The organism is Limnohabitans lacus (assembly GCF_030053395.1).
In the GTDB taxonomy this organism is placed as follows: Bacteria; Pseudomonadota; Gammaproteobacteria; order Burkholderiales; family Burkholderiaceae_C; genus Limnohabitans_A; species Limnohabitans_A lacus.
In genome coordinates, this window is the sequence record NZ_JASGBH010000005.1 from 58682 (window position 1) to 75553 (window position 16872).

The following is a 16872-nucleotide window of genomic DNA, read 5'->3' on the forward strand; positions in this document are numbered from 1 at the left end:
CTGGGGCCCTCTGTGCTGGTTTTGTAGCACGGCCACTTCAATTGATCAACTCTTTATGTTTTCTTAAATACTCATTTTTTAAACAAAGATCCCCACAAGCGGGTCAGGTTTTTATAATGCGCTGTGGTGGCCGACCGGCTTGCCCAGCCCATGTCCCTTATGCCATCCCAAGACCCCAACCCTCCATCATCTGACCGCGCCAGCCGCATCCCGTCTTCTGCCTCTGTGCCTGCCTGGCTGATGAAGCTGGCCTTGTGGGGCCTGGGCCTACTGGTCGCCTGCTTGTTGTCCATTTTGTTGGTGGTCGGCGTCGCCATGGTGGTGGCCTACCCCAACTTGCCTGACATTTCGGACTTGGCCGACTACAAACCCAAGTTGCCTTTGCGCATCTTCACGGCAGACGGCCAATTGATGGGCGAGTTTGGCGAAGAGCGCCGCAACCTCACGCCCATCAAAGACATTCCTGATGTCATGAAGAACGCGGTGCTGTCGATTGAAGACAACCGTTTTTACCAACACGGCGGTGTGGACTATCTGGGCATCTTGCGCGCGGGCGTGGCCAACATTGGTCGGGTCAAGAGCCAAGGCGCTTCGACCATCACCATGCAGGTGGCCCGCAATGTGTACCTCTCGTCCGAAAAAACCTACACCCGCAAAATTTATGAAATTTTGCTGACCTACAAACTCGAGCACATGTTGACCAAGGACCAAATCCTTGAGATCTACATGAACCAGATCTTCCTGGGCAACCGCGCCTATGGCTTTGCATCGGCCGCTGAAACCTACTTTGGCAAATCGCTCAAAGAAATCACCATTGCCGAAGCGGCCATGCTCGCGGGCCTGCCCAAAGCGCCCTCAGCCTACAACCCGATCAGCAACCCCAAACGCGCCCGTTCGCGCCAGCTTTACATCATCGAGCGGATGGAAGACAACGGCTACATCACCGCCGCACAGGCCAAAGCCGCCAAAGCTGAACCCTTGAGCTTGCGCTCCTCCGGAGACAAACGCACTTTGCACGCCGAATACTTGGCCGAGACGGTGCGTCAAATGGTTTTTGCCCAATACGGTCAAGAAACCTACACACGCGGTCTGAATGTGTACACCACCGTGCAGTCCACGGAGCAAATGGCCGCCTACAAGGCCCTGCGCCAGGGCATCATGGATTTCGAGCGTCGCCAGATTTACCGTGGGCCAGAAAAGTTCGTGGACCTGCCGTCGGACCCCAAGAAAATGGAAGATGCCATCGATGATGCACTGGAAGACCACCCTGACAATGGTGACCTGATGTCCGCGGTGGTGCTGGAGGCATCCCCCCGCAAAGTGGTGGTGGTGCGCCAAAACGGCGAACAAATCTCCATCATTGGCGATGGTCTCAAGCCCGCGCAATCGGGTCTGTCCGACAAAGCGCCCCCGGCCAAACAATTGCGTGCGGGTGCCGTCATCCGCATCGTTCAAATGCCCAAGGGCGGCTACGAAATCACCCAACTGCCCGAAGTGGAAGGTGCCTTTGTCGCCATGACGCCCCAAACCGGCGCCATCCGGGCCCTGGTGGGTGGTTTTGACTTTGCCAAAAACAAGTTCAACCATGTGACCCAAGCCTGGCGTCAGCCGGGCTCAAGCTTCAAGCCCTTCATTTATTCGGCCTCACTTGAAAAGGGTTTCGCCCCAGCGACCGTGATCAACGACGCGCCCCTGTTCTTTGACGCCGGGGTGACCGGAGGCCAACCCTGGGAGCCCAAAAACTACGACGGCACCTTTGACGGCCCCATGACCATGCGCAAAGGACTGGCCAAATCGAAGAACATGATTTCGATCCGCATTTTGCAATCGGTCGGTGCGCGCAATGCCCAAGAATGGATTGGCCGATTCGGATTTGACGAAGACAAACACCCGGCTTACCTGACCATGGCCCTGGGTGCGGGCTCGGTCACGCCCATGCAAATGGCCACGGGCTACTCGGTGTTTGCCAATGGGGGCTACCGCGTGCAACCCCACCTGATCACCCGCATCTCCGACCACAAGGACCGCGTGCTGGTGGACAGTCCAACGCCCACACAAATGGATGACGCCCAGCGCGCGATTTCCCCGCGCAACGCCTATGTGATGACCAGTTTGCTGCAAGAGGTCACCCGTTCGGGCACGGCCGCTCGGGCTCAAGCGACGCTGCGCCGTCCTGACCTTTATGGCAAAACAGGCACGACCAACGATTCAATGGACGCTTGGTTTGCAGGCTACCAACCGAATTTGACCGCCGTGGTCTGGATCGGTTATGACACGCCACGCAAACTGGGCGATCGGGAAACCGGTGGCGGCTTGAGCCTGCCGGTCTGGATCAGCTTCATGGAGGCGGCCCTGCGCAGCGTTCCTGTCACAGAACCCGCCGTCCCCGAAGGCCTGGTCCATGTGAACGGAGACTGGCTGTACGAAGAATTTGCCAAGGAAGGCAGCATCACATCACTGGGCTTAGGGTCCGGGAGTTCCGCCGCCAAGCCTTCGGCCGTACCACCTGGGGAAGAGAGAAGCCGCATTCTGGACCTGTTCCGCAATTGAAAAAGGGCCTGCAAGAATGCAGGCCCTTTTCGTTGGAGGGATTGGAGATCAGGCGCTGAAGTTCAGCGACAAGCCCGACTGCTCTGAGGCATAGCGCGACAAACTGGTCCAGAACTCGCCTTGGCCTTTGGTGTCTTGCCAGGCCTGGCCATCGAAGCGGTAATGAAAACCGCCACAACGTGCAGCCAGCCACACCTCGTGCAAAGGCTTTTGCAAATTGATGACGATTTGGCTGCGGTTGGCAAAGGTCAAAGTGACCATGCCCCCCACGCGCTGGTTGTCGATGTCGGCATCGGTGTCGTCGTTCAGGCGATCGCAACTCGTCTCTACGCCCGCCAAAAGGCGCTCGGCTTGGTCCATGAATTCAAGGTCGGTCATTACAATCGCTGCATGTTGAAAGTACCGTGGATTCTAGTCAGGACGCTTGCCCTTGTCGGCGGCGCGGTTGCATTGTGCGCCTGTGGCCAAAAAGCCCCCCTGAAAATGCCCAACACGCCGGCCTCGCAAGGTCGTGCCACTTTGCCGCAGAGCTTGAACCCTTGGCATGTGGCGCCTGCACGCGCCCAACGCAATGCCCCTGCGGCCGATGTCACCCTGCCTGCCGACCTGCCGCCCCGGACTGAATCCGACAACGACACCACCCCCTCTTCCTCTTACCTCAAGCCATGACCGCAACTTTCAACGCCATCGCCTTGCCTGGCCAACCCCACATCGCCTACCAAGGCAGCGATCTCATGGTCGAAGGCGTGCGCCTGTCCGATCTGGCCCGCGCGCATGGCACCCCGCTGTTTGTGTACTCGAAAGCCGCCATGCTGTCGGCCCTGGCCGCCTACCAGCGCGGCTTTGCCGGTCGCCAGGCGCAAATTTGCTACGCCATGAAGGCCAACTCCAGCTTGGCCGTGCTGCAGGTGTTTGCCAATGCCGGTTGCGGTTTTGACATCGTGTCGGCGGGCGAGTTGGCCCGCGTCTTGGCCGCAGGCGGTGACCCAGCCAAGGTGATTTTTTCGGGCGTGGGCAAGACCCGCGCCGAGATGCAACAGGCCCTCAAAGTGGGCATCGGCTGCTTCAACGTGGAAAGCGAAGCCGAACTCGATGTGCTGAGCGATGTGGCGGCTTCCTTGGGCCTCAAAGCCCCCGTCAGCCTGCGCGTGAACCCCAATGTGGATCCCAAGACCCACCCCTACATTTCAACCGGCTTGAAAGGCAACAAATTCGGTATCGCGCACGAAGAGGCCCTGCGCGCCTACCGCCATGCGGCCAGTCTGCCCGGCCTGAAGGTCGTGGGCATTGATTGCCACATTGGCTCGCAGATCACCGAGATGACGCCTTATTTAGACGCGATGGACCGTGTGCTGGACCTGGTGGCCGACATCGAAGCGGCGGGCATCCCCATCCACCACATCGACTTTGGCGGCGGTCTGGGCATCAACTACAACGGCGACACGCCGCCCGAAGCCGACGCCTTGTGGGCGCAGCTGCTGGCCAAGCTGGACGCACGCGGCTACGGCCAGCGCCAGCTCATGATCGAGCCCGGCCGCTCGCTGGTGGGCAATGCAGGTGTGTGCCTGACCGAGGTGCTGTACCTCAAGCCCGGTGAGCAAAAGAATTTCTGCATCGTCGATGCGGCCATGAACGACTTGCCCCGCCCGGCCATGTACCAAGCCTTTCACCAGATCGTGCCCGTGACAGCCCAAACGGGCGAAGGCACGGTGTACGACATCGTGGGCCCCGTGTGCGAGAGCGGCGACTGGATTGGCCGTGACCGCCAGTTGCAAGTGCAAGCAGGCGACACGCTGGCCGTGCTGTCTGCGGGCGCTTACTGCATGAGCATGGCCAGCAACTACAACACCCGTGGCCGCGCCGCCGAAGTGCTGGTGGACGGCACCCAAGTCCACCTGATTCGCCAGCGGGAATCGGCGTTCGACACCTTTGCACTGGAGCAGCTGGTCGACTGAACGGCCGTGCATTGCCAAACAAAAGGGGCTGAATTTTCAGCCCCTTTTTTCATGCCGACTGGACCGATCCATCCAGCAAAGCGACCTGCACCAAGCAGTCGTAAAACACTGGGGCACGCCCCAGGTCGGTCAATTTCTGACTGGTCAGCTCATTCACATTCGTGCCGTTCAGGCCCAGCTTGCGCCACCAGATGCCCAAGCCATTGACCACCCCTGGGCGCGCCCGCTGGCTCACCCGCGCCTTGCAGTGGTAGCTGCCGCGGTCATTGAAGACACGCACCACCGCGCCATCGGCAATGCCGCGCTCGGCCGCATCGTGGGGGTGCATCTCGAGCACCGGTTCGGTTTCGATGTCGCGCAGGCTTTTGACGTTGACAAAAGTCGAATTCAAGAAATTCCGGGCGGGTGGCGAAATCATGGCCAGCGGGTAGCGGCCCCCAGCTTGCGGCTGTTCGTAATTGGGCACATGGTCGGGCCAGCCGTCCAGGCCTTGGTCCACCAAGCGCTGGCTGAAAAATTCACAGCGCCCCGAGGGCGTCGGGAAAGCACCTTGTGCAAAGGGCGCATCCGGTACCGGCAAAGAGGCAAAGCCGTGCTTGAGCAGCTCCTCGAAATCCTGCGCATCGCCGATGGCGCTGCGGCAAAGGCTCTCGTCGCTTTCGGCAAAACACGGATCTTCAAAACCCATGCGCTGCGCCAAAGCCCGAAATATGTCGGTGTTGGTCCTCGCCTGCCCCACCGGCGCAATGGCCGAGCGATTGAGCAAGACATCGGTGTGGCCATAGCTGGTGTGGATGTCCCAGTGCTCCAGCTGCGTGGTGGCGGGCAAGATGAAGTCGGCATGATCGGCCGTGTCGGTCTGAAAATGCTCCAGTACCACGGTGAACAGGTCTTCACGGCCAAAGCCCTGCACCACCTTGCCCGACTCGGGGGCCACCGCCACCGGGTTGCTGTTGTAGACGATCAGGGCTTCGATTTGGGGGCCGAAGTCGGGCGATGAAGGTCGCAGCAAATCGTCCCCGATGGTGGACATGTTGAGGGTGCGTGGGCGCCGATCGCCCAGCAAGTCAGGCCGTTGCAAAGCGGCACGCCGCACCGGGAAATGCCCTGAACTGCTCATGAGCAAGCCGCCGCCAGGGTGGCGCCATGCGCCCGTGAGCGCAGGCAGGCAGGCCACGGCCCGCACGGCATTGCCGCCGCCGCGCACCCTTTGCATGCCGTAGTTCAAACGGATCGCGGCAGCTGCAGTGGTGCCCCAATCACGCGCGAGCTGGCGGATCTGCTGGGCCGGCACGCCGCACACCTCTGCCGCCCGCTCCACGGGCCACTGCAGGGCCCGTGCTCGCAAGCCGTCCCAGCCCAGGGTGTAGCGGTCGATGTAGTCCTGGTCGAGCCATTGGTTCACGATCAATTCGTGCATCAAGGCCAAGGCCAAGGCCGCATCGGTGCCCGGACGCAGGGCGATGTGTTCGTGGCATTTGTCGGCTGTCTCGCTTTTGCGCGGGTCGATGCACACCAGCTTGGCCCCCAGGCGCTTGGCCTCTTGGGCGATGCGCCAGAAATGCAAGTTGCTGCCCACCGAATTGCTGCCCCAGATCACGATCAGTTTGGACTGGGCGAACATGCGCACCGGCATGCCCACTTTGTTGCCCAACGTCTGCGTCAGCCCCTCGGCACCGGCGGATGCGCAAATGGTGCGGTCCAGCAAGGAGGCACCCAATTGGTGAAAAAACCGAGCAGCGATCGATTCGCCCTGCACCAAGCCCATGGTGCCTGCATAGCTGTAGGGCAAGATGGCCTGAGGATCGCGGGCTGCAATGGCTTGAAGCCGGGTGGCAATTTCAGCCAGCGCCTCATCCCAACCCACCGGCTCAAACTGACCCGAGCCTTTGGGGCCCACACGGCGCAGTGGTTGCAGCAAGCGCTCCGGGTGGTAGCTGCGCTCGGCATAGCGCGAGACCTTGGTGCACAAAACGCCATCGGTCGCGGCGTGTGCGGCATTGCCCTGCACTTTGATGGCACGGCCGTTTTCAACCGTGGTCAACAAGGCACAGGTGTCTGGGCAGTCGTGCGGACATGCGCCGCGCACCACCTGCGTGTCCACCGCCATCGCTGCATTCATGAGGTCTCCCCTACAAGCTCTTGGGTCAAGATTGTGACCCACTCTGGCCGAAGAAATTCCAAGTCCCCCAAGTGCACAGGGGTGATGGCAAGTGCCATGAAGTCCCGCTAGACTGTGGTGATGAAAATCATCGACGCCATCCTCCACGACGCGGCCAGCATCGCGGCCATTCGCAAAGACATCCACGCCCACCCTGAGCTGTGCTTTGAAGAAGTGCGCACGGCCGACGTGGTGGCGCAGAAACTGATCGATTGGGGCATCCCTGTGCACCGGGGCATGGGCACCACCGGCGTGGTGGGCATCGTGCACGGCCGCGACGGCGGTGCCTGCGGACGCGGTATCGGGCTGCGTGCCGACATGGACGCGCTGCCCATGCAGGAGTTCAACACTTTTGCCCATGCCAGCCAACACCACGGCAAGATGCACGCCTGTGGCCATGACGGCCACACCGCCATGCTGCTGGCTGCGGCCAAACATTTTTCCAAACACCGTGATTTTGACGGCACCGTTTACCTGATCTTCCAGCCTGCCGAAGAAGGCGGCGGGGGCGCCCGCGAGATGATGAAGGACGGCCTGTTTGACCAGTTCCCGATGCAAGCCGTTTTTGGCATGCACAACTGGCCCGGCGCCGAGGTCGGCACCTTTGCGGTCAGCGCAGGCCCGGTCATGGCCTCCAGCAACGAATTCAAAATCACCATCCGCGGCAAAGGCAGCCATGCGGCCTTGCCGCACAACGGCATCGACCCTGTGCCGATCGCCTGCCAAATGGTGCAAGGGTTTCAGACCATCATCACCCGCAACAAAAAGCCGGTGGACGCTGGCGTGATCTCGGTGACCATGATCCATGCAGGCCAAGCCACCAACGTGGTGCCCGATTCGTGCGAGCTGCAAGGCACTGTGCGCACCTTCAGCTTGGAGGTGCTCGACCTGATCGAGTCGCGCATGAAGCAGGTGGCCGAGTCGATTTGCACCGCCTTTGATGCGCAGTGCGAATTCGAATTCGAACGCAACTACCCGCCCACCATCAACAGCGAAACCGAAGCCCAGTTTGCACGCCAGGTCATGACCGGCATCGTGGGTGAGGCCAACGTGCTGGTGCAAGAACCCACCATGGGGGCGGAAGATTTCTCCTACATGCTGCAGGCCAAACCCGGGGCGTATGTGTTCATCTCGAACGGAGATGGCGCGCACCGCGAGATGGGGCACGGCGGCGGCCCTTGCACCTTGCACAACCCCAGCTACGACTTCAACGACGAGCTGATCCCCTTGGGCGGCACCTACTGGGTCGAGTTGGCCACGCAGTGGCTGGCCGCGCCCACGCAAAAGGCATGACCGTGGCACGCCGCATTCTGGTTTTGGGCGGCACGGGCTTTGTGGGCCGGCAAGTGTGTGAGCAATTGGCCCGTTTGGGCTGGCGCGTGACCGTGCCCACACGCCGCGCCGTGAAGGCCGCAGCCATCCAGAACTTGCCCGGTCTCACGGTGGTCGAGGCCTCGGTGCACAGCGATGCCGATCTGGCCCGACTGATGCCCGGCCACGATGCGGTGGTCAATTTGGTGGCGGTTTTGCATGGCGGCGACAAGCGTTTTGAACAGGTGCATGTGGATTTGCCCAAGCGCATCGCCCAGGCCATGCAAGAAGCCGGCATCCGGCGCTTGGTCCACATCAGTGCCCTGGGGGCCGATGCCCAGGGGCCCTCGATGTACCAACGCAGCAAAGCGCGGGGTGAACAAGCCTTGCAACAGACGGGCCTGGACCTGACCGTCTTGCGCCCGAGCGTGATCTTTGGCGCTGAAGACCGCTTTCTCAACCTCTTTGCCGATTTGCAAGCGATCGCGCCCTTCATGCCGCTGGCGGGTGCCAACACCCCGTTCCAGCCCGTGTGGGTGGGCGATGTGGCCCGTGCGGTGCTGCGGTGCTTGCAAGATGAGCACACCACAGGGCAGACCTACGAACTGGCCGGCCCCGATGTGATGACGCTGGGCGAGTTGGTCCACAAATCAGGCCAATGGGCTGGCGTGCGCGGCGGCCTTGGCCGACCTGTGCTGCCTTTGCCCCATTGGGTGGGTTACCTGCAAGCCCTGCTGATGGAGCAGTTGCCTGGCGAGCCTTTGATGAGCCGCGACAACCTCGCTTCGATGCAAGTGCCCAACACGGCCTCAGGCAGTTTGCCCGGCTTGCAAGCGCTGGGCATCACGGCCAGCAGTGCCGCAGGTGTGGCCCCCACTTATTTGGGCCACAAAGGCCCTCGCAGCCGCCTGGATGGCTGGCGAGCCCGCAGCGACCGGCGCTGATCAACGCACCTACCTGCGCACCGATCAACGCGCAGAGGTGCGCCAACGGCGATGCCCTCGCCAAGCCAGCAAACTGCCCAAAATCAAGGCGTAGACGATCACCTCGTTGAAGTTGCTTTTGGCGGCGCGCATCCACCAAAAGTGCAGCACCGCCATGGCAGCCACCGCATACACCACGCGGTGCAAAGCACGCCAGCGCACGCCACCCAGCCAACGCACGGCGCGGTTGAAAGACGTTGCCGCCATTGCACTCAGCAAGAGCCAAGCGCCCACACCCACCCAGATGAACGGTCGCTTGAACACGTCCTTGACGATCTCAGGCCAGTCCAGCCCCATGTCAAACACCAAGTAACAGCTCAGGTGCAGGCAGGCATACAGGTAAGTGAGCAAGCCCACCATGCGGCGAAACCGCGCCAACTCGGGCCAGCCCCATTGCACGCGCAGCGGCGTGATGGCCAAGCCCAGACACAGGCCCCGCAGTGTCCAGTCGCCCGTCGCGCGGATCAGAAACTCGGCCGGATTGGCCCCCAAGCCATCGTTGGCCATCAGCCACAGCAAGTGCGCCAAAGGCCACAAGCCAATGCACAACACCGTCCACCACGCACCGCGCGTGAGCAAGACCTTTCGCCCCCTGGTCAATCTCAAAAGTCCTTCTTCAGGTCCATGCCGGCATACAGCTGCCCCACCTGGGCTTCGTAGCCGTTGAACATCAAGGTTTTGCGCTTTTTGGCCAGCAGGCCGTCTTCACCAATGCGGCGCTCGGTGGCCTGGCTCCAGCGGGGGTGGTCCACCAGCGGATTGACGTTGGAATAAAAGCCGTATTCCTGTTGCGCGGCCTTGGTCCAAGACGATGTGGGCTGCTTGTCCACAAAGCGGATCTTGACCAGGCTCTTGGCACTTTTGAAGCCATATTTCCAGGGCACCACCAAGCGCAAGGGCGCACCGTTTTGTTTGGGCATGACTTCGCCGTACATGCCAAAGGCCAACAGGCTCAAGGGGTGCATGGCTTCGTCCAGGCGAAGCCCCTCCACATAGGGCCAGTCGAGAACGCCCGAGCGCACGCCGGGCATGGTCTTTTCGTCGGCCTGGGTGTAGAACTCGACAAATTTGGCGCCGGGCATCGGCTCCACACGGCGAATCAACTCGGCCAGCGAATAACCCACCCAAGGGATCACCATGGACCAGCCTTCGACGCAGCGCAGACGGTAAATGCGCTCTTCCATGGCGCCCCACTTCATGAGGTCCTCCAGGTGGTAGCGGCCGGGTTTTTTGACCAGCCCCTCGATATCCACGCGCCAAGGATCGGTCTTCAAGGTGTGCGCTCGCCGCGCCGGGTCGGACTTGTCGGTGCCGAATTCGTAGAAATTGTTATACGTTGTGGCGTCTTTGTAGGGCGTGGTTTTGTCCATCACCAGAGCACCTGCGATCGTGGAGGGTACCGCGTTCAGCGCAGGCAAAACGCCCGGGCGCAAGGTTTGCGCCATCGCCTCTCGCGCAGACCAACTGGCCAGACCTGCGGCCGCAGCGTGAAGGGCCAGCCCGCGTATGATGCTTCTGCGTGAAAGGTAGGCTTGCTGGTTGGTGATTTCACTGGCCAGCGGATGGACAAAGCCATCTTCATGTGAGCGAATGATCATGAATGCGTTTCCTAGACAAGATTCAGGTTCATCGCATTGTGACGGTTCGCTTCAGTCCTTGCATTCAGATGCCCATCCCACGGTGAACACATGCACCCAGCGCACGAATTATTGATCCTGCTCGTATTGATTCTTCACATCGCCTTGCCTTTGGCCGCGTGGATCATGCTGACAGGCTATCGCGACACCCCTACCCGGTTTTGGCTGACGGGCATCAGTTTGTACTGTGCGGGCGTCATCATGGCGGCGTTCAACACGGCGGCTTACAGCCACGCCAAGTTCATTCTCCAGGCCCTGCTGTTCATCGCAGCCCTCTTGTTGATGTTGGAAGCCCTGCTGCGCGACCTGAAAAAGACCGAAAGAAGTCCCCAAGTGCTTTGGTTGGCCTTGCTGGTCGGCGGCATCTACTTCAGTTTCATCGCTTTCAACGGGCTTTATCAAACCGCCGGTCTGATGAGCATTTCAGCCATGTTCCTGGCATTTGGGCTCACAGCCATGAACATCACTCGACAATTGATTCAACGCGACCGCAGCCAAAGCATGTGGCTGATCACGCTCGCCCTGGCGCTCATGGTTTCTGGCCATGTCCTGCGCCTGTCCAAAATGGCCATGGGGGCATCACCCTCCCAATTTCAAGTGATTTCCTACACCTGGAACAGTAATTACCTGTTTTTGACCACGGTGATCACCATGATCTTGATCTCGTTTGGCTATTGGGGTTATGTGCTGGACAAGATGGGGCAAAAAAACCAGCGCATGCAGGCCCAAAAACTGGCGGCCGAAATGTTGACCCAAGAATCTCAGGCCTTGCTCCAAGAAAGAGAGCACTTGTTGATGGTCAATGCCAGGGTTTCAGCCATCAGCAGCCTGTCCTCGTTCTCGGCCATGCTGGTGCACGACATCAGCCAACCGCTGCAAGCCTTGGAATTTGGTTTGCATGATTTGCAAAGTCAAGCGACCCCCGATCAAACGGCCGATCGTTTGTTGGAAAACATCCACGAGTTGCAACATCTGTCCAGCAAAGCTGGAGAAATGGTCAGCCACCTGCGTCAATTGATGGGCAAAGGACAAGAACAGGTCAGTGCGATCGGGCCTGACGAGTGCTTGACGGCCATTTTGCCGATCTTGAAAGGCGAAGCAAAACAGCGCGGCATCGCCCTGAACTACTGTGCCCAGCTGCCTGCCCAACCGCAGGTGATGGCCAACGCCGTCATGCTGCAACGCATTTTGTTCAACTCGGTGGGCAATGCACTGGATGCATTCCAAGGTCTTGATCGCAAAGATCCCACCATTGACATTGAGATTCATGAACAAATGGAGGATCAGGCGCCCGGCGTGCTGTTGAAAATCATGGACAACGGACCGGGTTTCTCCCTTGAAATGCTCTCACAACTGGACAAACCCATTCCATCCTCGAAACCCCATGGCTTGGGGCTGGGCTTGTTGCTCATGCAAAGCATGGTTCGAATGTGGGGTGGGCACACACGGATTGGCAACCGCCCGTCAACACAAGGCCCCGGCGGCCTGATCCAAATTTGGTTGCGCGCTGAGCCCATAGAAAATTCACATAGAATTTGAATATGTTGTTTTTATCAATTTAACCCATGAGCAACCCTGTGCTCATTGATGTGATCGACGACAACCCAGACATTCGTCGCATGCTGGGTTTGGTGCTCAAAGCTCAGGGTTACCAAGTCAGAACCCATGAGAGCGCAAACGCTTTCCTGAAGAGCGAGGCAAGCTCTGAACCGAGCCTGTTGATTCTGGATGTCAGGATGCCAGGCATGTCGGGGCTGGAGCTTTACCGCCAGCTGCTGGCCCAAGACCAGAAACACGCGGTGATTTTCATGAGCGGCGAATCCCAACCCCATGAAATCGCAGCGGCCAATTCATCTGTGCCGGTGGATTTTTTGTGGAAACCCTTCAGCACGCAGCAACTGTTGCAAGCCATCGACAAAGGCATCCAACAACTGCGCCAGGCCCATTGAGGCCACCAAGAAGCAGCTTACTGCCATCAAAAAACCCCGCACAGCGGGGTTTTTTGATGGGCGAAAAACACCTTCAAAGCGTGCCGTAACTGTGCAAGCCGCTCAGGAACATGTTCACCCCCAAGAATGCAAAGGTGGTCACCGCCAAACCCGCCAGCGCCCACCAAGCGGCCACGGTGCCGCGCAAGCCCTTCATGAGGCGCATGTGCAGCCAGGCGGCGTAATTGAGCCACACGATCAAGGCCCAGGTTTCCTTGGGGTCCCAGCTCCAGTAGCCGCCCCAGGCCTCGGCCGCCCACAAAGCCCCCAACACGGTGGCGATCGTGAAGAAGGCGAAGCCGACCGCAATGGATTTGTACATCACGTCGTCGAGCACCTCGGGTGAGGGCAAACGCTCGGCAATGCGTCCACGCGCGGCCAAAATGCCCGCCGTGATCAGGACCGACACAGCGGCATAGACCAGCCAGTAGCTGCTGCCGGACTCGGCCACCGCACGCACCCTGAAAGCGATAGGCACAAAGCACATGGCCACGCCCAGCAGCCAGATCGGGGTCAGCTTGTGCCAACGGGTTTCATTGGCCTGCTGCTTGATCAGGTAGGCAAACGCCACCATTGCGGCCAATGCAAAGGTGCCGTAGCCAATGAAGTTGGCAGGCACATGCAGCTTCATCCACCAGCTTTTGAGGGCCGGCACCAAGGGCTGTATGGCGTGCGCCTCACGCACCAAGGTGTACCAAAGCAAAAAGCCCACGGCCGCACTGACCACCAACATCACGAAGGCGCCCATGGCGCGGGTTTTGTAGTGGTCTTCGTAGTACAGGTAAAAGCCCGTCGTCATCCAGCAGAACATGACGAACACTTCGTACAAGTTGCTCACCGGGATGTGGCCCACGTCGGGTCCAATCAGATAGCTTTCGTACCAACGCACCATGGTACCGATCAGCGCCAGCGCCACACCCACCCAAGCCATGCGCGAACCCAACGACTCCATCTGGTCGCCCTGGCCTGGCAAGAGCAGGCCTGCCGCATAAAAAATGGTGCTGATGAAAAACACCATGCTCATCCACAAAATGGCCGACTGGCTGGACAGGAAATACTTGAGCCAAAACACCTGCTCGGCCCGCGCCAGATCGCCTTGGTAGGAATAGATGGCCAGCAAGGACAAGGCGGCGACCACCAGCATCAATGTGCGGGTCGATCGCCAAAACCAGGCCAAGGCCACCGCAGCGGGCACGCTGGCCACCAAAATACCTTGTTCGTACACGTCCATCGCCTGGCTGTAGCGCGCAAAGGCCCACACCATGCCCAGCACGGCCAACAGGGCAAAGCCCCAATCGGCCAAGCTTCGCTTGGCAAAATACCCAGGGTTCAAAGTCACAGTAGAGGTCATGAAGTGCTCTCAGAGCGACCCAGCAATCGGGTCGCCAATTGGTCAAATTCTCGGTCAAGGTCCAGTGTCTGGCGGTTGGCCGACAAGGCCATTTGGGCGTGTGCACCCCCACCCTTGGCAGACAGCCAGACCCACAGGCGCCGCTCGCGCACATAGAGCATCGCAAAAACGCCCAAGATCAGGAAAAAGCAGCCCAGATAAACCACGTTTTTGCCGGGGGCTCTGGCCACCTGAAACACACTGGCCTGCACCTGCTGGAAGTCCTTGAGCAAGAAGGTCATGGGTGCAGGGTAAAAAGGTGCATCGCTGAGCGCCAGCACCGACTGGGACATGAAGCCCTGTATCTTGTCTTCAGGCAAAGGTTGGGCCTTGGCCTGTTCACGCGCCACCTTGTCGAGTTCGAGCAAAGCGCCGTTCAAGATGCGGACAAACATCTCGCCAGCGCGGGCTCGCTCAGCCTCCGGAACGTTGCTTTCCAAAAAGTCCGACAAGGCCTGCAAGCCCGAAACTTGCTGCCCCTTGACCTTTTCCAGGCCCGCAAACAAGCCCAAAGCCCGCGCCGCCGAATCGGCCAGCTGACGGCTCAGGTCCGGCCGCTTGGGGTCCACCGCCTTGAGGGCGTAACGCTGCACAGCGCGCTCACGCAGGGCGGCATCTTCCAAAGCGGCACGCAAGCGGATGAATCCGGTCAGCTCCCCGTTTTCGTCAGCAGGCGGGCGCAAGTAACGGTATGGCTCGCCTGGGTTCTCGCGCATGCCCAGCAAAAACACCGGCACGCCGTCGCCCGCGTCCACAGGCACCATGTAGTTGTTGTATTCACGCGCTTGGCCAGCGGCATCGCGCAGCTTGTAACTCACGCTCGGCCCCACATTGCGCAGCTCTTTGGTTTCGCTGGTTTTGTGGCCTGCGCCCATGCGCTGGTCGATGGCACTGCGCAAGTCCACCTTGCGCACATCCACGGCCTGCCCGGTGCTGCCGGCCATGTTCTCCACGTTGATCACGCGCAGGCCGGTGAACTCCAGACGCATCTTGTCTTTGCCGTTGCTCAGTTCGGTGCTGCTGCCAATGACGCCTTCGACCTCAAAAGGCACGGTGGCGGCCGACATGGGCACGGCCTGAAGTTTGACGGTGGAGCCGCCATCGTCAAAGCTGGACTGGTAAATCTCAATGCCTTTGTAGCTGGCCGGGTGGTTGACTTCGACGCGGGCCTCTTGCTTGGCGCCGCTGGCATGGTCATGGATGACGATGTCGCTGGCAAACAGCTTGGGCATGCCGGTGGAGTAGTACTCGACGATGAACTTCTTCAGCTCCACCGAAAAGGGCAACTCCTGCAACAAGATGCCATCCGACTGGCTCAAGATGGCGGTGCGAGAGGCCGTGTTTTCGGCCACCATCAAATTGCCTCGGAAGGCCGGGTTGCGTTCGGACAGGCGGTGCTGCTCGGGCACATCGGCGATCAAGCCTCCGCCGTTGTAGATGGCTTTGCCGCCAAACCACATTTGGGCGCGCACCATCAAGTCGCCATCGAGCAAACCGCCCACACACACCAACACAATGGCCGAGTGCGCCGCGATGTAACCGAGCTTGTTGGCCGCGCCGGTTTTGGCCGCGATCATCCAGCCTGGGCCCTGAGGCGTGTCGCGGGACTGCAGCTTGACCTTCCAGCCACCGGTGGCCAGCAATTGGCCCAGTCGGTGGGCCGCCGCTTCAGGCGTTTCGTTCAAAACACCTTCTGCTTTGTGGTGAAACGCCTTGAGGCTTTGCTCTCGGATGTTTTCTTTGAAGGATTTCAGGTCCGTCAGGATTTTGGGGGTGTTGCGGGCAATGCACAGGCTGGTGCTGGTGACCAAAAAAGCGAGGATCAACAAGAACCACCAGGCGCTGTAGACCGAATGCAGCTTGAGCGCGGCAAACACCTCGGCCCAAAAGGGGCCGAACTGGTTGACGTAATTGCCAGCGGGCTCGTTTTGCTTGAGCACCGTGCCAATCACCGAGGCGATGCAAATGATGGTCAGCAGCGAGATGGCGAAGCGCATCGACGACAACAACTCCATCACAGCTTGCCTGCGAGGGGAGCCGCGTTCGGATTCGGGACGGGAAGAAACGGTCGTCATGGAGGCGCCAGAAATAAACAAAATAAGACGAGGGCCAGAAACGACAAAGGCCGGAAAACCGGCCTTGTCAGTTCAAGTTCACAGCCGGGTGCCCGATTGTGACCGAGCCTCGCGCTGAAGGGCCAAAGCCCCCATCACCTCAGGGGCGACCCTGAGGCCATGCCATCAACGCAGACCTGCCATGTAGTCGGCAACGGCCTTGATTTCGCGGTCGTTCATCTTGGCGGCCACTTGGGTCATCTGGACACTGTTCTTGCGAACGCCGTCACGGAACTGAACCAACTGGGCAGCGGTGTAGTCCGCATGCTGACCCGACACGCGGGGGTATTGGGCAGGCATGCCGGCACCGTTGGGCGAGTGGCAGCTGGCGCAAGCAGCGATCTGACGGTCTGGGATGCCGCCACGGTAGATGCGCTCACCCAAGGCCACGGTGTCTTTGTCTTTGGCAAAGCCGGGCTTGGCTTGTTTGGAAGCGAGCCAGTAAGCGATGTTGCGCATGTCGTCATCGCTCAAGCCAGCGGCCATGCCGCTCATCACGGCATTGGCGCGCTTGCCAGATTTGAATTCGTGCAATTGCTTGATCAGGTATTCGGGGTGCTGCTGAGACAGCTTGGGGTTGACCGGTGTGGTCGAGTTGCCATCGGCGGCGTGGCAGGAGGCGCACATCGCGTAAGCGGCTTCACCTTTGGCCAGATCGGGCTTGGCAGAAGCAGGTGCAGCAGCGGGGTTGGCCAAAGCAGAACCGGCCACCAAAGCAGACACGGTGGCGGACATCAGGATAGAAACAATTGACTTCATGGGGCGTCGTCCAATAGTTGGAAA

Annotated in this window: 14 protein-coding genes; 7 read left to right on the forward strand and 7 right to left on the reverse strand. The window is 60.0% G+C overall.

Annotated elements, in window-relative coordinates; all coding sequences use genetic code 11:
• The first annotated feature begins 159 nt into the window (after positions 1-159).
• Positions 160-2550 (forward strand): penicillin-binding protein 1A, encoded by a 2391-nt coding sequence (locus QLQ16_RS08095; protein WP_283224188.1) that lies wholly within the window; start codon positions 160-162, stop codon positions 2548-2550.
• 48 nt (positions 2551-2598) lie between these two features.
• Here the strand turns inward: QLQ16_RS08095 and cyaY are convergent, their stop codons facing one another.
• The gene (cyaY, locus tag QLQ16_RS08100; protein ID WP_283224189.1) at positions 2599-2928 is read right to left on the reverse strand and encodes an iron donor protein CyaY; all 330 of its coding nucleotides are present in this window, start codon (positions 2926-2928) and stop codon (positions 2599-2601) included.
• A 105-nt stretch (positions 2929-3033) separates the two neighbouring features.
• Here cyaY and QLQ16_RS08110 point away from each other — a divergent pair, with 105 nt between their 5' ends.
• Together QLQ16_RS08110 and lysA are read left to right on the forward strand one after the other, a co-directional pair.
• Positions 3034-3219: a hypothetical protein gene (locus QLQ16_RS08110; protein ID WP_283224352.1), complete on the forward strand. Its 186-nt coding sequence runs from the start codon at positions 3034-3036 to the stop codon at positions 3217-3219.
• The gene (lysA, locus tag QLQ16_RS08115) at positions 3216-4505 is read left to right on the forward strand and encodes a diaminopimelate decarboxylase (RefSeq protein ID WP_283224190.1); all 1290 of its coding nucleotides are present in this window, start codon (positions 3216-3218) and stop codon (positions 4503-4505) included. Before QLQ16_RS08110 ends, lysA begins: the two co-directional genes overlap by 4 nt.
• Positions 4506-4554: 49 nt before the next feature.
• On the opposite strand, the gene QLQ16_RS08120 is transcribed toward lysA, so the two are convergent.
• Positions 4555-6627 (reverse strand): molybdopterin-containing oxidoreductase family protein, encoded by a 2073-nt coding sequence (locus QLQ16_RS08120; protein ID WP_283224191.1) that lies wholly within the window; start codon positions 6625-6627, stop codon positions 4555-4557.
• A 120-nt stretch (positions 6628-6747) separates the two neighbouring features.
• On the opposite strand from QLQ16_RS08120, the gene QLQ16_RS08125 reads away from it, so the two are divergent.
• Together QLQ16_RS08125 and QLQ16_RS08130 are read left to right on the forward strand one after the other, a co-directional pair.
• The gene (locus QLQ16_RS08125) at positions 6748-7959 is read left to right on the forward strand and encodes a M20 aminoacylase family protein (protein ID WP_283224192.1); all 1212 of its coding nucleotides are present in this window, start codon (positions 6748-6750) and stop codon (positions 7957-7959) included.
• The gene (locus QLQ16_RS08130) at positions 7956-8921 is read left to right on the forward strand and encodes a complex I NDUFA9 subunit family protein (protein WP_283224193.1); all 966 of its coding nucleotides are present in this window, start codon (positions 7956-7958) and stop codon (positions 8919-8921) included. The genes QLQ16_RS08125 and QLQ16_RS08130 overlap by 4 nt, the downstream gene beginning before the upstream one ends.
• Positions 8922-8945: 24 nt before the next feature.
• On the opposite strand, the gene msrQ is transcribed toward QLQ16_RS08130, so the two are convergent.
• Both msrQ and msrP read right to left on the reverse strand, forming a co-directional pair.
• Entirely contained in the window at positions 8946-9566 is a 621-nt protein-coding gene (msrQ, locus tag QLQ16_RS08135; protein WP_431310397.1) for a protein-methionine-sulfoxide reductase heme-binding subunit MsrQ, read from the reverse strand.
• A complete protein-coding gene (gene msrP / locus QLQ16_RS08140) occupies positions 9563-10558 on the reverse strand; it encodes a protein-methionine-sulfoxide reductase catalytic subunit MsrP (protein ID WP_283224194.1) in 996 nt (331 codons plus the stop codon). The genes msrQ and msrP overlap by 4 nt, the downstream gene beginning before the upstream one ends.
• Positions 10559-10648: 90 nt before the next feature.
• On the opposite strand from msrP, the gene QLQ16_RS08145 reads away from it, so the two are divergent.
• Positions 10649-12136 carry an ATP-binding protein gene (locus QLQ16_RS08145; protein ID WP_283224195.1) on the forward strand — a complete coding sequence of 496 codons (1488 nt, stop codon included), beginning with the start codon at positions 10649-10651 and terminating at the stop codon, positions 12134-12136.
• 26 nt (positions 12137-12162) lie between these two features.
• Positions 12163-12546, forward strand: a complete 384-nt coding sequence (locus QLQ16_RS08150) for a response regulator transcription factor (RefSeq protein ID WP_283224196.1) — start codon at positions 12163-12165, stop codon at positions 12544-12546.
• A 73-nt stretch (positions 12547-12619) separates the two neighbouring features.
• Here QLQ16_RS08150 and ccsB read toward each other — a convergent pair whose 3' ends face one another.
• From ccsB to QLQ16_RS08165, 3 genes are all read right to left on the reverse strand, one after another.
• The gene (gene ccsB / locus QLQ16_RS08155) at positions 12620-13936 is read right to left on the reverse strand and encodes a c-type cytochrome biogenesis protein CcsB (protein ID WP_283224197.1); all 1317 of its coding nucleotides are present in this window, start codon (positions 13934-13936) and stop codon (positions 12620-12622) included.
• A complete protein-coding gene (locus tag QLQ16_RS08160; protein ID WP_283224198.1) occupies positions 13933-16050 on the reverse strand; it encodes a cytochrome c biogenesis protein ResB in 2118 nt (705 codons plus the stop codon). The genes ccsB and QLQ16_RS08160 overlap by 4 nt, the downstream gene beginning before the upstream one ends.
• A gap of 165 nt (positions 16051-16215) precedes the next feature.
• Entirely contained in the window at positions 16216-16848 is a 633-nt protein-coding gene (locus tag QLQ16_RS08165; protein WP_283224199.1) for a c-type cytochrome, read from the reverse strand.
• Positions 16849-16872 lie beyond the last annotated feature (24 nt).

Bases quoted from the DNA above. Each gene is read 5' to 3' on its own strand.
- ccsB (WP_283224197.1), bottom strand. From the start codon at position 13,936: ATGACCTCTACTGTGACTTTGAACCCTGGGTATTTTGCCAAGCGAAGC.
- QLQ16_RS08165 (WP_283224199.1), bottom strand. From the start codon at position 16,848: ATGAAGTCAATTGTTTCTATCCTGATGTCCGCCACCGTGTCTGCTTTG.
- QLQ16_RS08120 (WP_283224191.1), bottom strand. From the start codon at position 6,627: ATGAATGCAGCGATGGCGGTGGACACGCAGGTGGTGCGCGGCGCATGT.
- QLQ16_RS08160 (WP_283224198.1), bottom strand. From the start codon at position 16,050: ATGACGACCGTTTCTTCCCGTCCCGAATCCGAACGCGGCTCCCCTCGC.
- cyaY (WP_283224189.1), bottom strand. From the start codon at position 2,928: ATGACCGACCTTGAATTCATGGACCAAGCCGAGCGCCTTTTGGCGGGC.
- QLQ16_RS08095 (WP_283224188.1), top strand. From the start codon at position 160: ATGCCATCCCAAGACCCCAACCCTCCATCATCTGACCGCGCCAGCCGC.
- QLQ16_RS08145 (WP_283224195.1), top strand. From the start codon at position 10,649: ATGCACCCAGCGCACGAATTATTGATCCTGCTCGTATTGATTCTTCAC.
- QLQ16_RS08130 (WP_283224193.1), top strand. From the start codon at position 7,956: ATGACCGTGGCACGCCGCATTCTGGTTTTGGGCGGCACGGGCTTTGTG.
- QLQ16_RS08125 (WP_283224192.1), top strand. From the start codon at position 6,748: ATGAAAATCATCGACGCCATCCTCCACGACGCGGCCAGCATCGCGGCC.
- msrP (WP_283224194.1), bottom strand. From the start codon at position 10,558: ATGATCATTCGCTCACATGAAGATGGCTTTGTCCATCCGCTGGCCAGT.
- lysA (WP_283224190.1), top strand. From the start codon at position 3,216: ATGACCGCAACTTTCAACGCCATCGCCTTGCCTGGCCAACCCCACATC.
- QLQ16_RS08110 (WP_283224352.1), top strand. From the start codon at position 3,034: ATGCCCAACACGCCGGCCTCGCAAGGTCGTGCCACTTTGCCGCAGAGC.
- QLQ16_RS08150 (WP_283224196.1), top strand. From the start codon at position 12,163: ATGAGCAACCCTGTGCTCATTGATGTGATCGACGACAACCCAGACATT.